The organism is Tengunoibacter tsumagoiensis (genome assembly GCF_003967535.1).
Classification (GTDB): Bacteria; Chloroflexota; Ktedonobacteria; order Ktedonobacterales; family Ktedonobacteraceae; genus Tengunoibacter; species Tengunoibacter tsumagoiensis.
Map to the genome: position 1 here is coordinate 448,235 of NZ_BIFR01000002.1, position 13,088 is coordinate 461,322.

The window sequence follows — 13,088 nt, forward strand, 5'->3', positions numbered from 1 at the left end:
GTTGTGCTGCCTGGAGCGTTATTGAGTCAGGAGAAGTGTGCATTGGAAGCGTAAGAAGGAGAGAGTCATCTATGGAAGGTACATCAACTGACTTGACTGCGATGACAAAAACAATCTAGTGCCTGTCTATCTTACTCTTCGTTGTCCCAGATTTGTGGGTCGCTTTATCTTTGCTTTACTCTTAATAAGAGACGAGCGAGCCAGTGAGGAGCGCAGCAGGTTATGCAGTATAGATGCCCTGAACCGAATCAATCGAGATCATATCAACCAATAGAAGATTATGCCATCATTGGGGATCTCCATACCGTTGCATTAGTAGGGAAAAATGGTTCGATTGACTGGTGTTGCCTTCCTCGCTTTGATTCGCCAAGCGTGTTTGGTGCACTACTGGATGCCCATAAGGGAGGAAGCTTCCGCATCTCGCCAACAATCGATAGTACGACGCGTATGGGAGATCGACAGATCTACTTTCCTGAGACAAATATTCTGATTACCCGTTTCCTGACCAGCGATGGGGTGGGCGAGGTCATTGATTTTATGCCGATCCAGACCTCGGATTGTGAGACGCATCAGCATAATATCATTCGTTCGGTCCAGGTTGTACGAGGCTCGCTTTCATTTGATATAGTCTGCCGACCAGCCTTTAACTACGCTCGCGACGAACATACTGTTCGATTGACAGAGCATGGTGCCATCTTCTGTAGTCAGAATATGTGCCTGGGTCTTTCCTCATCGATTCCTCTGGAGCAGAATGGGCTGGGTGGTGTGCATGCGACATTTACGCTCTCAGAAGGCCAGGTGGTGTACTTTGTATTGGAAAGCGCAAGTCATGATCAAATGCAGCTGGCCCCAATGAGTGATTGTGACTACAACGAACACTTCCAGGAGACAATGACCTATTGGCAGAGATGGTTGTCACAGTGTAAATATCAGGGGCGCTGGCGAGAGATGGTTCAGCGCTCGGCACTGGTTCTCAAACTCCTGACCTATGCGCCGACAGGGGCCATCGTTGCTGCCCCAACGACCAGCCTTCCAGAGGCATTGGGCAAAGACCGGAATTGGGATTATCGTTTTACCTGGTTACGGGATGCCTCTTTCACCCTTTATGGTCTGCTTACCCTTGGCTTTACGCAGGAGGCCGAGGCATTTATGGGGTGGCTGGATGCGCGTTGCCATGAATTGGAAGAGAATGGATCGTTACAGCCAATCTATGGCATTGATGGTGAACATGAGCTTCCCGAATCGATTCTAGAGCATCTGGAAGGGTATCGCCAGAGTGCGCCTGTGCGTATTGGAAATGGAGCATATCAGCAAAAACAGCTAGACATTTATGGTGAACTGATAGATTCTATCTACATCTTTGATCGTCACCAGGATATTTCTTATGATCTGTGGCGTCATATACGCCAGTTGTTAGGCTGGCTTGGAGAGCATTGGGACGAGCCTGACGAGGGGATCTGGGAAGTACGGGGAGGTCCGCGACAGTTTCTGCATTCGCGTGTGATGAGCTGGGTGGCTTTTGATCGAGCTCTGCGTATTGCACGTCATCGCGGCCTGCCAGCACCAATCCATGAGTGGGAGCGTATCAGCTCAGAGATTTATGAGCAGATTATGCAGAATGGATGGAATTCTGAGCTAAAAAGTTTTGTGCAGTATTATGGCAGCGATGCAGTAGATGCGAGCTCACTGCTCATGGTCCTGACACGTTTTACTGGCCCGACCGACCCACAGATGCTTTCAACGATTGAACGGATCATGCGGGTTCTCACCAGTGATTCGCACGTGTTTCGCTACGATCCTCAAGCGGCGGCCAATGACGGTCTTGGGAGCGTAGAGGGGACTTTTAGCCCCTGTAGCTTCTGGCTGGCTGAGTCCCTTGCTCGGGCGGGACGGTTGGATGAAGCTCGTCTGATGTTGGAGAAGATGCTTAGTTATGCCAATCATGTGGGGCTTTATGCGGAAGAGTTTGGCCCGGCAGGTGAAGCACTGGGAAATTTTCCACAGGCATTTACCCACCTTGCGCTTATTAGCACCTGCTATAACATGGATCGTGCTCTCAATGGCGATCTGCTCGGCTAAGGGCCTGAGGAATATGCTAAGATAAGCCAGGCCCCTGTACTTACTCCCTGACGAGCAAGAGTGGCTGCCAATTATCATACTGTATGCAAGGATGGAAAGAGCTATGAGTAGAGCCGAATTTCAGCAGAGTGAGCTCTGGGAGATCTCGCGACAACTGATCAGTTTTAATACGGTCAGCGCACTCAGCAATCTCAATATTGCTGAATTTCTTGCTAACTACCTTGAGTCATCAGGTATGTCTGTACAAATAGTCACTGAAACAATCGCAGGTGTGCCTAAAGCGAATGTAGTAGCATGGGTAGGCCCGGCAGAGCCAGGGGGGCTGATCCTCTCCGGTCATATGGATATTGTGCCCTTTGAGGGTCAGCCAGGCTGGAAGACCGATCCTTTAAAGATGCAGACCGATGGCAAGCGTATCTTTGGCCGTGGCGTCTCGGATATGAAGATCTTTCTGGCTCAGTCACTCCTGGCTGCCAGACAGCAACCGCTCCATCAGCTCAAGCGGCCCCTGGTATTTATCTTCACCTGTGATGAGGAGGTTGCCGGTCAGGGATCGGCCCGCCTGGTACAGACTCTCCCTGAAGTCATCAAAGGATGCCCCCTGCCAGAGATTGCCTTAATTGGAGAGCCAACAAATTTTGCGATCTTTCCCGCTCATAAAGGCTATGCCAGTTTTGATCTGCGCGTTCAGGGCAAAGGGGGACATAGCAGCCTGCCCAGCAACGGTCTGAATGCCATCGATATTATGGGACAGATTTTGCAAGTGATCAAGCAGGTAGGGAAGCAACTGGAAAAACAGAGCCTGCCTGAGAATATCCAGCTCTTTCCAGAGGTGCCCTACTCCACATTCAATAATGGCCTCATTAGTGGTGGACTGGCTCCAAATATGATTGCAGAGACCTGTCGCCTGACCGCAAGCCTCCGCGTTGCGCCTGGAGATACTGCCGACGAGATTTTGCAGCAGGTCCAACAACAGATTGAACAGAAGATCCTGCCAGAGGTGCGTTTGCAAGCGCCGGATGGAGGTATTTTTCTAGAGAACCTGGTTGCTGTGCCTCCTTTAAAATCGCCGTTAGAAGGGCCATTTGTCGAGCTCCTTGGCAGGATTATAGGTCAGAGTATCACCAGAGGAGCACCTTATGCGACTGACGGTGGGCAGTTTCAGAGCCTGGGCATCAATTCCTATATCTGTGGTCCGGGTGAGCTTGCTGAAGCCCATCAGCCCAATGAGAGCCTTGCCGTAGAAAACTTTTTTGGGGGCCTTGAAAAGCTCGAGCGCATTATTCATGCGTGGTGTATCGAGTAACGTGAACGTTATGGAAGAAGTGATCCTGGTCCGCTGACCTGTTGCAGGGCCCAGACCAGGACCTCTTGCTGTTCAGCATAATGGAAGAGCGGCTGCGTATCGGGTAGAACAATCCCCTGTGCCAGAGCCATCGTATTCTGAAGTATTTCTGCCTCAGCAAGCTGTAATGGCCACTGGATATGATGAATATCTCCGCGATAGAGCTTTGTACCAGAGAATGTGTAGAGAGCATAGCGTTCTGTGAGCCAGTATTCAATAGAATGTACCTGCGCGAGCGCGACAGGGGCCAGAGGACGATAGAATGCCTCATACTCAGCTCTGGCAGCACCACGATGGGTGCGATGACTACAATAATGCAGCCTCTCTCCCTCCCACTGATTTCTCATGATCGCATTGAAATAGGGTAGATGAAAGACCGAGCGAGCAATCGCCACTGCGATTGGATTACCTGCATCCAGACTAAAGAAGTAGACGCCGGGGACTCCATGGGCACGCACATAGGTGCGAACATTGAGTTCTGGAAAAGCAGAGAGCCCTTTTACAGCAGGCAGACCGCGTGGATGGACATTACTCATATTGAAAGGCACCACGCCCACCCAGGCCTCACCCTCAAAGAGATCAATCTCCAGCAGTTCAGGAATCAGTGGGCGCAAGATCGATGGATTGACGGGCCAATGGGCAAAAAGCAGCTCTTGCCAGGTCTGAGTCATCACCCAGGGCTGAGTTGGAAGTGGTAAACTGCGATGAGCAATCTCTTGTAGAAGTGCTGATGCGTTCATAAAATTCATCCTTAGAGCAGCGTAAGAAAAAGATATCGCAAGGATATAGCAAGTACATAGCAAGTACATAGCAAGTATAAAATTTGCAGGAATATCTATGCAACTTTTAACCATGAGCGGACTCATGAAAAGGTATGAAGAGGGTCAGAATATTTTGCATTGTTCGGCTAATGAGCATACAATAAAGGAGAAAAATGATTATAATCGGAGGCAAATTATGCATCCACTGATCCAGAAAATCCTCTCTAGCTTAGAGAATATTCAAAGGCATCAAAGCATTCAAAAACATTATCAGGTCATTGACCTGTTGGCTAGCGGTGGAAAAGTTGAGATGCTCTATGATCTGGCCGTTGCGTTGGAAGAGAACCAGTGGGAGCTCTCTGATCTATGGGCGGTAGATAGTCTATTTGATTACCTCGAGCGTGTACTTGCGCTTAATGCTGGTCAGATCTATGCGGAGACGCTGGTCAAAGTATTAGCGCTTCCTCGCACAAAGAGGCTGCGCAATCCCGATTTTGCAACTGAACGGGTCTGCTATCTGGCCGCATTACTGGCAAGCAAACAGGATATGATAGTCTTACAGGCTCTGGTACAGAAGGAGCAAGAGAATCCAGCCATCCAGGAGTTTCTCTGTGCCTTAATTCAAGAGATGATTCTTCGTGGCCTGCCCTGCGCTGAGGATCTGCTTATTGTTGCATTTATCGAAAAGATGCGTGAACTGGCCCATCCCCTGGCTATGTTGCCATTAGAGTTGACAAATCTTGAAGCCAACCTTCCCCTTGCAACCTATGGCTTGCGCTACACCAATTCGCCCTTACCTTCCAGTCAGGTGCCCGAAGGATTGAGCCCTACTTTGTATCCACATGCGTTACGAGATGTTCATGTGACCGATATTTCTTCTCAGGCGGTGATCGATAAGATGCGGGCCGCTGTCTGGGACTGGTCGCATGGAACGTGGGAGGCCAGAGCCGTTCAGCTTGACCAGACCATCTCAACAGACCATCTTTCCGGGCGTCTCTTGCGTCAACTGGGCGTGAGCTGTGTACAGAACACTGAAGGCGATAAGATCTTTCTATCGATTATCACTGGCGAGGATGCGCTGCGTATTCTCTTTGCTGCGGCCTCTGCCGGCGGGTCCTACGATCAAGGACATTATGGGGCCTATGGTCGGTTGGATGCCTGGAATTCTCTTGGAGGACTGGTGGGAGCTCATGAACAGGCCTCGGTGATAGAGATTGCAAAGCTAGTACGAGAGAGCCTCTGGTGTTATTTTCGAGCTGACAATGAATGGTTTTATCAACAACCATGGGATATTGGATTGCTTGCCATTCGCCCAGATCGTAGCTCGCTTGGTATTATCGCTGCGACTGCAACCTATTAGCCAGAGTAAAGAACTTGTCGCACAAACGTGGTAGAATAAAAGCAAGCCATCGTTGGTATTGCAATGAGTTATGAGAGGAATATTTGTATTATGACAGCTGATAGTCGCAAAGGGAAGAGTCCTTACAGCGCCCATATTGCTCAAGATCCAGAGATTGCATCGACTGTAATCTCCCTCCATTACGAACAGGCGGACGACCCAACTCGTAGCCTTACCGTAGGAATTGCACCGGAATTAGGGAGCAATCTGTTTCGTTTGCGACTTGGAGAGAAAAATCTTCTCTACTATGATGCCGCAGGTCTCCAGAGAAAAGATTTTACGGGGAATTTTGTGCTCTGGCCTTTTCCCAATCGCGTTCGCGAGAGACGTTATAGCTATCAAGGGCAGGATTATTCTCTGGAAGAGGTCGTGCGTGTCCCTGGAGACAAAGCACTTGTCCATGGCCTTGTCTTTGATCAGGCCTGGAATTATGAGCAGCCTATCATTACAGACGAATCTGCCAGCGTGACAACCTTTATTGACCTGGCCCCTGGCAAGAAATTTTTTACCGCATATCCATTTGAGAGCCGGCTCTCTCTGACCTATACATTGACACAGCATGGAGTCTCGATTCACTATACTGTAGAGAACAAAGGCGAGAAAGATCTTCCATTTGGTTTTGCCCTCCACCCTTATTTTACCACCCTTACTGGCGCCGAACATACAACAGTAAGTATACCTGCCAACTCTGTTATGGAGGCTGATGGAGCCCTGTTGCCAACGGGTCGTCTATTAGATGTCAATACCGTGATGTATAAGATGTTTGATCTGCGCGAGCCGGTTCCTGTAAGCCATCTTAAACTTGATCATGTCTACACAGACCTGACCCCAGGCGCCCCTGTGATCCTGGATTATGGCGATCTTGATTTTAAGCTTCATATTTCGGGCAGCGATGATTTCACCCACTGCGTCATCTATACCCTATCTCATGGTGCGCCATTCCTCTGTGTTGAGCATCAGACCTGCTCTACCGATGCGATCAATCTTCATCATCAAGGTCCTGAGCGTCAGCAAATGGCCCATCTATTGGAAGTCAAGCCAGGTGAAAGCAGCACTGGAAGCCTGCACTACACCATCAAATTTGACGAAAAATAGGTATCGTACTGGCAGCATTCAGACGAGAAAGAAGATGAGGCAGCTTCTTTTCGGTCGCCTCATCTTCTTTCTAGAGCGCACGCTGAGTATTATGATTAGCCACCAGCATTCCTAGAGCGCTACTGGCCTTTCGAGCCAGCTCACTATCTGCTCGGCTGGTTAACACAATTGGCACCTTCGCGCCCAGGACGATACCAGCGGCAAGTGCATCGGCCAGATAGACGAGCTGTTTGAACAGCATATTGCCGCTCTCCAGATCGGGAACGACCAGGATATCCACTTCACCAGAGACGGGCGAGGTCATATGTTTGATCTGCGCAGCATGAGCTGAAATGGCATTATCGAAGGCCATCGGACCATCGATGATCCCGCCAGTAATCTGTCCTCGGTCGGCCATCTTACACAGGGCCGCAGCATCGAGTGTTGAAGGAATCGCCTGATTAATCGTCTCAACAGCCGATAAGATCGCTACTTTTGGAGAGTGGATGCCCAGAATATGGACAAAATCGATGGCATTCTGAACAATATCGGTCTTTGTAATCAGATCGGGCTGAATATTGATGGCAGCATCGGTAATGAAGAGCGGCTTACTATATTCGGGGACATCCATTGCAAAGACGTGAGTAATGCGACGTCCAGTGCGGAGTCCACCCTCGCGAGCGACGACCGCATGCATCAGTTCATCAGTATGCAGGGAGCCCTTCATGAGCATCTGAACAACATTCGTGCGAGCCAGTTCAGCAGCTTTGATCGCAGCAGCATGGCTATGGGGTGCATCAATAATTTCGATTCCAGAGAGATCCGCGCCCATTTTTTCAGCAGTAGCCTGAATTTTGGCCAGTGGACCTACAAGTACCGGAATAATCAGGTTCTCCTGCATCGCTTCTAGAGCGCCTCCCAGCGAAACGTCGTCAGTGGGATGAACAACAGCAGTGCGTACTGCGGGCTTGCCAGTAGTGAGCGCAATCAATTGTCGATAGTGCCGATAGGGATCATGAAGCTCGACATTGGGCAAGTGGATCGCCGCCCGGCGGATCTTATCCGTGGGAGCCTTTACCGTTGCATTGCCGCGAAATACTTCTCGCCCTTCTTGATTGGTTGCATAGCAATCAAGCGTCACCTGTTGATTGGCAATATCCTTTTCTCGGACACAGACTTCGACGTGTAAGCGATCACCCAGGTGGACTGAGCCATTAAAAGAGAGATTCTGGCTCAAGTACGTTGTGCCAGGACCAGGAAGCTTGGTGCCCAGGAGAGCGGAAACGAGGGATGCGCCCCACATAGAATGGCCAACGAACTGGGCCGCCCCCGTAGTGCTCAAAAAATCCTGATCGACATGAAGTGGATTGATATTTCCGGATACAACGGCAAACAATTGAATATCTCGTTGTGTGAGCACGCGTTCCAGGGACGCCGTCTCACCGACCTTTATCTCATCAATGGTGCGATTTTCTAGCATCTGATCCATTTGTTCGCTCCTACATAATTCTTCTTCTCTCATTATTATACTACTGATAGAAGCTCTTTATTGATAGTAGAAGACCAATTATTGCATCTTGAGACGTCATTGTGATGAACGATAGGGTATCAAAGCTGTAACATTTTGTTCTGCTATAGTGAATATAAGGTGAGGAAGAAATCTTTCCTCCCTTGTCGCTAGCAACAAGAGTATATGTCTCGCAAGAGATAGACTTCAGACAACCCATTAAAGAGATAGACTTTAAACAACCTGTTAAGGAAGGGACGCAGATGAAACTGAGTCGGCAACAGCCTGCGGCTCCCCATGTGACGCCAGCCGCCAGAGAACTGGCCAGGCAGCAATTGCTGGATTTTTTAACCGAGCAGACGCCAGCGCTGCTAGGCACATTACGTAGTTACGTGCAAAGGATGGGCCTGGCACAGAATGGAGAGATCAGCGCGGTTGCTGCTGACGTCCTCCAGGAGGTCGTTGTAGAGGCGCTTGAGCATAGCGAGCGTTTTGATCCCACGCGCCAGCCTATGGCCTGGCTCCTTGGGATTGCGCTCAATGTCATTAAGCGCAAACGGACTGAGGTAGCGAAACGTTCCCAGCGGGAGCTCTCATTCGCTCACTTAACGGTGCTTCGTTCAGAGCATCAGGAAAGCTCAGCCGCAGAGAACCTTCTGGAACAATTGGTATCGTGTTCAATCGAAGGGCCAGAGAGAAAACTTGAGTCTGACGAGCAGGCTCAATTCATTCTCTCTCTGGTCTCTGATGAAGATCGTAAGGTCCTGCAACTGGCTATTGTACATGATTTTGAGCGAGACGTGCTGGCGCAGGCTCTGGGCATTACCGCCGTAGCGGCCCGCGTCCGTCTACATCGAGCTCTGGCTCGTTTACGCATAGCCTGGCAAGCTTTACAACAGCAACAGCAAGTAGGAGAGCAACAGATAACGTCTCTAGAAAGGAAAACCAGATGAAGAAGCAAGGAGATGTTCTCAACCAGCAGCGTCTGCGCGCTTTTTACCGATACAATCAAGCCATGGAGGCTGGCGATGCTCAAGTACTTGCTGCTGTGCTTGCTGAGGCCGAGCAGGATAGCGTCCTTGAACGAATGATCATGGAGCTCAATGAAGTCTATCAGATAGAGGATCGTGCCGTACCTCATGTTGATGAAGTGGCAGAGGTACAGGCCATGATCGTAGCGCAATTTGGAGAGAACACTATGTCTGAGAAGATTCAAACACCTCTTGTTGCTACGCTAGGCCAACAAGATGAGCAGACACGCAGTAAACGGCCATTGATAGTTGCTCAGTGGTATCAGAAGCGTGCCACCTGGGTCGCCGCAGCGGTCGCTGGCCTATTGATCTGTCTGGCTATCCTTCCCGGAACCAGCGTTGTTGCTGCCCAATTTTTAGCGCTGTTCCGTCCACAGCAATTTCAGGCTCAGCCCGTACTTAATCCGCAGCAGTTGCGGCGCGACTTCCTTTTGTATGTCCAGAACTTTGGCACCGTCGATATACAGCCCATTGAAAAGACAGCTGCCGGCGATGATTATAACACTCTCCCCGAATCGAGGATGACCCGGGCAGATGTCGAGAGCGCCCTTGGGCATCATATCAGCCTGCCCAGCCAGTTGCCCGCAGGTGCTGGACCTCAGCTACAGTTTTCGCTGTTTCGTGGTGAGCAAGGAACCTTCGTTTTTCATAGCGATCAGGTGCGAGCCTATCTAACCCAGACGGGCCAGAGTAGCGTCCAGATTCCAGCCCAGTTAGATGGAGCGACGTTTACCATCAACATGGATTCGGGCGTCATTGCCAACTATTATGCGAGCTGTCAGATCAATACGCAGAATGATCGTGTCTGTAGAGGTGGAACACCATTTCTGTTAACAGAGCTGCCCACCCCGATTGTGAAGGCAACTGGTAGAGCCTCTCTCAACGACCTGCGAAGCTTTATGCTCTCATTGCCCAAACTTTCAACGGATATGCGCAGTCTAATCCAGCACCTTGACGTTAATAGCGGAGTAATCCCCATTCCCATTCCTGAGACCATTGCTGCCCAGCAGGTAAAAGTTCAGGGCGCATCTGGCCTCCTGCTTTCTGATAGTACTATGAATGTGCTGCTCTGGCAGAGCAATAATATCATCTACGCCATTGGCACAACTGGTGGTGATAGTGCAAAAATTATGGATGCTGCCAACTCACTTCGTTAAAAGAGACAGTATGGAGGTGTGACTGGTGATAGAATCAGGATTGCCCGCCAGGCATCCTGATTCTATCTATCGATCTATGAAGGACATGAGGAATGAGTGAAGCTGTCATTGAAGTAGAGGGACTCTGGAAGATCTATCATCAACTGGTAGCTGTGGAAGACGTCCATTTTACTATGTATCGTGGCGAAGCCTTTGGTTTTTTGGGCCCCAATGGCGCGGGTAAGAGCACTATTGTGAAAATGCTCCTGGGATTAGTGGAACCCACCGCCGGTCGTATTCGCGTATTGGGCGAACCGGTCTCGCACCTGCCCACCCGGCGGCGAATTGGCTATCTGCCCGAGCTACCACACTTTCATCGCTGGCTGAAGGCCGGAGAATTTTTGCAGTTTCATGGTCAATTGTATGGCCTGCGAGGCCAACAGTTGCGGAGTAGGAGCTCAGAGGCACTTGAACTGGTAGGACTGAGTGGAAGAGAGAAGCAGAAGCTCGGCACCTTTTCGAAAGGAATGTTGCAGCGCATAGGTCTGGCTCAAGCGCTCCTGAATCGGCCCGAGCTCTTGATCCTGGATGAACTTGTCTCAGGTCTGGACCCGGTAGGCGTTCGGGACATGCGCGAACTGCTACTTCAACTGAAAAGAGAAGGGATCAGCATCTTTCTTAATTCTCATCAGCTTGCAGATGTTGAGGCTCTCTGTGATCGTGTCGCAATCATTAATCAAGGTCAAATTATCAAAATAGGCGTCCCTGCTCAGCTATTTGTTGAGACCATTGCACTAGATATTCGCGTCGATACCATCACAGATGAATTGCTTGAACGTCTCAGGGCTGTCACCCTGGCAATTCAGACGCATCCGGCTGATCCTGGAGCACTGACAGTGGAGATTGAACGAGAGGAGATAGCGGCTGATATAGCTGAGATCATCCATCAAAATGGCCGTCGGCTCTATCTCTTAGCACCTCAGAAAGCCTCACTCGAACATTTATTTTTACAGACTATTGATTCTGCGCGGCAGAGAGCAAAAACAGCCCTGTCTGAGCAACTGCATGTCTGAGAGGAACACCCATGGGCTTACTATTGATGACTCGTTTTACCATTCAGGAAGTTTTGCGCAAACGCCTGTTTTTAGCTGTTCTGATCTTGAGCCTGATCTTTATTACTGGATTTGCGCTTCTCTTGCACACTGCAATGACAAGTATATTCTACACAGGAACCAATAAAGAAAGTGTTTCGCAGTTTGATCTCTGGTCTATTGGCGTTTTTATGAGTATTCCTGCGTCATGGTTTGTGCATCTTCTGAGCTGCATATTAACGATCTTTGCGGCAGTCAATATGATCTCAGGTGAGATTGAGGCAGGAACCTTTGTCATTATTGTTCCCAAGCCGCTGCACCGCTATGAGATTGTGCTGGGCAAATGGCTGGGCTATGCCTTACTGCTGACGGCTTATACAGCAGGGATCTTTTTTGGTTTTCTGAGTGTCATCTACTGGTCAACGGGGTATTGGCCGTCTCAGAGCTTGAGCGCTTTGGGAACTCTGGAATTGAGCGTCCTCTCACTCTTAGGCCTGACCACTTTAGGAAGCGTGCTCTTTCCAACGGTCGTTAATGGGGCAATTATGCTCATCCTCTTTATAGGGGCACCCGTAGCCAGTTTTGTTGCAGGCATTGTCCAATTTACTGCTACCATACAAAATCATGTGAATGTCTCAGATGGTGCATTACAGAACATGTCAACAGTTGTAAATTTGATCATTCCTACAGATGCTCTCTGGCATGGAACTTCTTACTATCTGCTTCCCACTGTCGCGATGACCCTGCTTGGACCAACCTCCTCCTTCTTTTCTTTGCCGATCATCTCCGCCCAACAGGTCACGACCGCATTGTTGGTCTGGATTGCCTGCTATATTATCCTCTTCCCCCTGCTTGCAGCCTGGAGGTTTCAAAAGCGAGATCTTTAAGGCACATGCAGCAAGCGACATTCCCACAAGCGTAGCTTCCAGCCATGCTGCTGATACTCAGATGTGGGCCTGTAGATCCAGGCTTGAATGAGAGAGAAGTGAGTCATTGAAAACGGGCGCTTCTCTCTTGCTTCAGAGAGAGTCGCCCGCTTCATTTGTGAAGGCCGAGAATATATCGTGTGGCCGCATTGCTGGGTAAAGGGTTATTGTGTATTATTCTCGCCCTGTACAATCTCGAAGAGGAACCACTTGCGACGCTCTGCTTGATCGAGCAGATCCTGTAAGACATTGCTGGTAGCAGCATCGCGATTTTTATCACAGATCTCAATGGCGGCTCGGTACTTCGTCGCTGAACTGACATTATCTTGCATCAGATTATGAAGCATCTGGGCCGGTGGCACAAAGTCATCATTATCATCCTGAACGCTTTGAAGTTGATGGATATGACTGATACTGCGGATCGTCGTTCCACCAATACGGCGTACGCGCTCAGCCATCAAGTCAATTGAAGCAAGAATCTCCTCGGCATGTGTGTCAAAGAGAAGGTGATATTCGCGAAAATGCGAGCCTGACAGATGCCAATGATAATTTTTTGTTTTGACGTAAAGGGCAAAACTATCAGCGATAAGCGGATTCACTGTATCCGTAATGGCCCTTACCTCTTCCGGCTTAAGATCTGTTACCGTCGCAAGTTGTGAGGCCGATCTGGTTGTTTTTGTTGAACTGGAAACTCTCTCTTTTGTCGTCATAATAGGAGACTCCTTCTGCAATGGAAGTT

At 49.5% G+C, this 13,088-nt stretch carries 11 protein-coding genes; 8 read left to right on the top strand and 3 right to left on the bottom strand.

The features are described from left to right. The first annotated feature begins 222 nt into the window (after positions 1–222). Entirely contained in the window at positions 223–2,079 is a 1,857-nt protein-coding gene (locus EL628_RS22605; RefSeq protein ID WP_126582280.1) for a glycoside hydrolase family 15 protein, read from the top strand. A gap of 103 nt (positions 2,080–2,182) precedes the next feature. Further along, complete coding sequence (argE, locus tag EL628_RS22610; RefSeq protein WP_161975682.1) at positions 2,183–3,385, top strand: acetylornithine deacetylase; 1,203 nt, start codon at positions 2,183–2,185, stop codon at positions 3,383–3,385. 8 nt (positions 3,386–3,393) lie between these two features. On the opposite strand, the gene EL628_RS22615 is transcribed toward argE, so the two are convergent. Next, the gene (locus EL628_RS22615; RefSeq protein ID WP_126582282.1) at positions 3,394–4,164 is read right to left on the bottom strand and encodes a YqjF family protein; all 771 of its coding nucleotides are present in this window, start codon (positions 4,162–4,164) and stop codon (positions 3,394–3,396) included. Positions 4,165–4,261: 97 nt separating this feature from the next. Between EL628_RS22615 and EL628_RS22620 the strand changes: the two genes are divergently transcribed. Together EL628_RS22620 and EL628_RS22625 are read left to right on the top strand one after the other, a co-directional pair. Then, positions 4,262–5,545, top strand: a complete 1,284-nt coding sequence (locus EL628_RS22620; RefSeq protein WP_126582283.1) for a DUF6183 family protein — start codon at positions 4,262–4,264, stop codon at positions 5,543–5,545. 90 nt (positions 5,546–5,635) lie between these two features. Further along, the gene (locus tag EL628_RS22625; protein WP_161975683.1) at positions 5,636–6,679 is read left to right on the top strand and encodes an aldose 1-epimerase; all 1,044 of its coding nucleotides are present in this window, start codon (positions 5,636–5,638) and stop codon (positions 6,677–6,679) included. Between the two features lie 70 nt (positions 6,680–6,749). Here EL628_RS22625 and EL628_RS22630 read toward each other — a convergent pair whose 3' ends face one another. Next, positions 6,750–8,147, bottom strand: coding sequence for a bifunctional enoyl-CoA hydratase/phosphate acetyltransferase (locus EL628_RS22630; protein ID WP_126582285.1), 1,398 nt, complete (start codon positions 8,145–8,147; stop codon positions 6,750–6,752). A 281-nt stretch (positions 8,148–8,428) separates the two neighbouring features. Here EL628_RS22630 and EL628_RS22635 point away from each other — a divergent pair, with 281 nt between their 5' ends. The 4 genes from EL628_RS22635 to EL628_RS22650 all read left to right on the top strand — a co-directional run bounded on the left by EL628_RS22635 (position 8,429) and on the right by EL628_RS22650 (position 12,310). Next, the gene (locus EL628_RS22635; protein ID WP_126582286.1) at positions 8,429–9,118 is read left to right on the top strand and encodes an RNA polymerase sigma factor; all 690 of its coding nucleotides are present in this window, start codon (positions 8,429–8,431) and stop codon (positions 9,116–9,118) included. After that, positions 9,115–10,353: a hypothetical protein gene (locus EL628_RS22640; RefSeq protein WP_126582287.1), complete on the top strand. Its 1,239-nt coding sequence runs from the start codon at positions 9,115–9,117 to the stop codon at positions 10,351–10,353. The genes EL628_RS22635 and EL628_RS22640 overlap by 4 nt, the downstream gene beginning before the upstream one ends. Before the next feature lie 92 nt (positions 10,354–10,445). Then, positions 10,446–11,405 (top strand): ABC transporter ATP-binding protein, encoded by a 960-nt coding sequence (locus EL628_RS22645; RefSeq protein WP_126582288.1) that lies wholly within the window; start codon positions 10,446–10,448, stop codon positions 11,403–11,405. Between the two features lie 11 nt (positions 11,406–11,416). Then, positions 11,417–12,310, top strand: coding sequence for an ABC transporter permease subunit (locus EL628_RS22650; RefSeq protein WP_126582289.1), 894 nt, complete (start codon positions 11,417–11,419; stop codon positions 12,308–12,310). 203 nt (positions 12,311–12,513) lie between these two features. Here EL628_RS22650 and EL628_RS22655 read toward each other — a convergent pair whose 3' ends face one another. Further along, on the bottom strand, positions 12,514–13,059 hold the full coding sequence (locus tag EL628_RS22655) for a Dps family protein (protein WP_126582290.1): 546 nt from the start codon (positions 13,057–13,059) through the stop codon (positions 12,514–12,516). Positions 13,060–13,088 lie beyond the last annotated feature (29 nt).

Coding starts and splice junctions, on each gene's coding strand:
- argE (WP_161975682.1), top strand. CDS start 2,183: ATGAGTAGAGCCGAATTTCAGCAGAGTGAGCTCTGGGAGATCTCGCGA.
- EL628_RS22635 (WP_126582286.1), top strand. CDS start 8,429: ATGAAACTGAGTCGGCAACAGCCTGCGGCTCCCCATGTGACGCCAGCC.
- EL628_RS22630 (WP_126582285.1), bottom strand. CDS start 8,147: ATGGATCAGATGCTAGAAAATCGCACCATTGATGAGATAAAGGTCGGT.
- EL628_RS22650 (WP_126582289.1), top strand. CDS start 11,417: ATGGGCTTACTATTGATGACTCGTTTTACCATTCAGGAAGTTTTGCGC.
- EL628_RS22645 (WP_126582288.1), top strand. CDS start 10,446: ATGAGTGAAGCTGTCATTGAAGTAGAGGGACTCTGGAAGATCTATCAT.
- EL628_RS22615 (WP_126582282.1), bottom strand. CDS start 4,164: ATGAACGCATCAGCACTTCTACAAGAGATTGCTCATCGCAGTTTACCA.
- EL628_RS22640 (WP_126582287.1), top strand. CDS start 9,115: ATGAAGAAGCAAGGAGATGTTCTCAACCAGCAGCGTCTGCGCGCTTTT.
- EL628_RS22655 (WP_126582290.1), bottom strand. CDS start 13,059: ATGACGACAAAAGAGAGAGTTTCCAGTTCAACAAAAACAACCAGATCG.
- EL628_RS22605 (WP_126582280.1), top strand. CDS start 223: ATGCAGTATAGATGCCCTGAACCGAATCAATCGAGATCATATCAACCA.
- EL628_RS22625 (WP_161975683.1), top strand. CDS start 5,636: ATGACAGCTGATAGTCGCAAAGGGAAGAGTCCTTACAGCGCCCATATT.
- EL628_RS22620 (WP_126582283.1), top strand. CDS start 4,262: ATGCAACTTTTAACCATGAGCGGACTCATGAAAAGGTATGAAGAGGGT.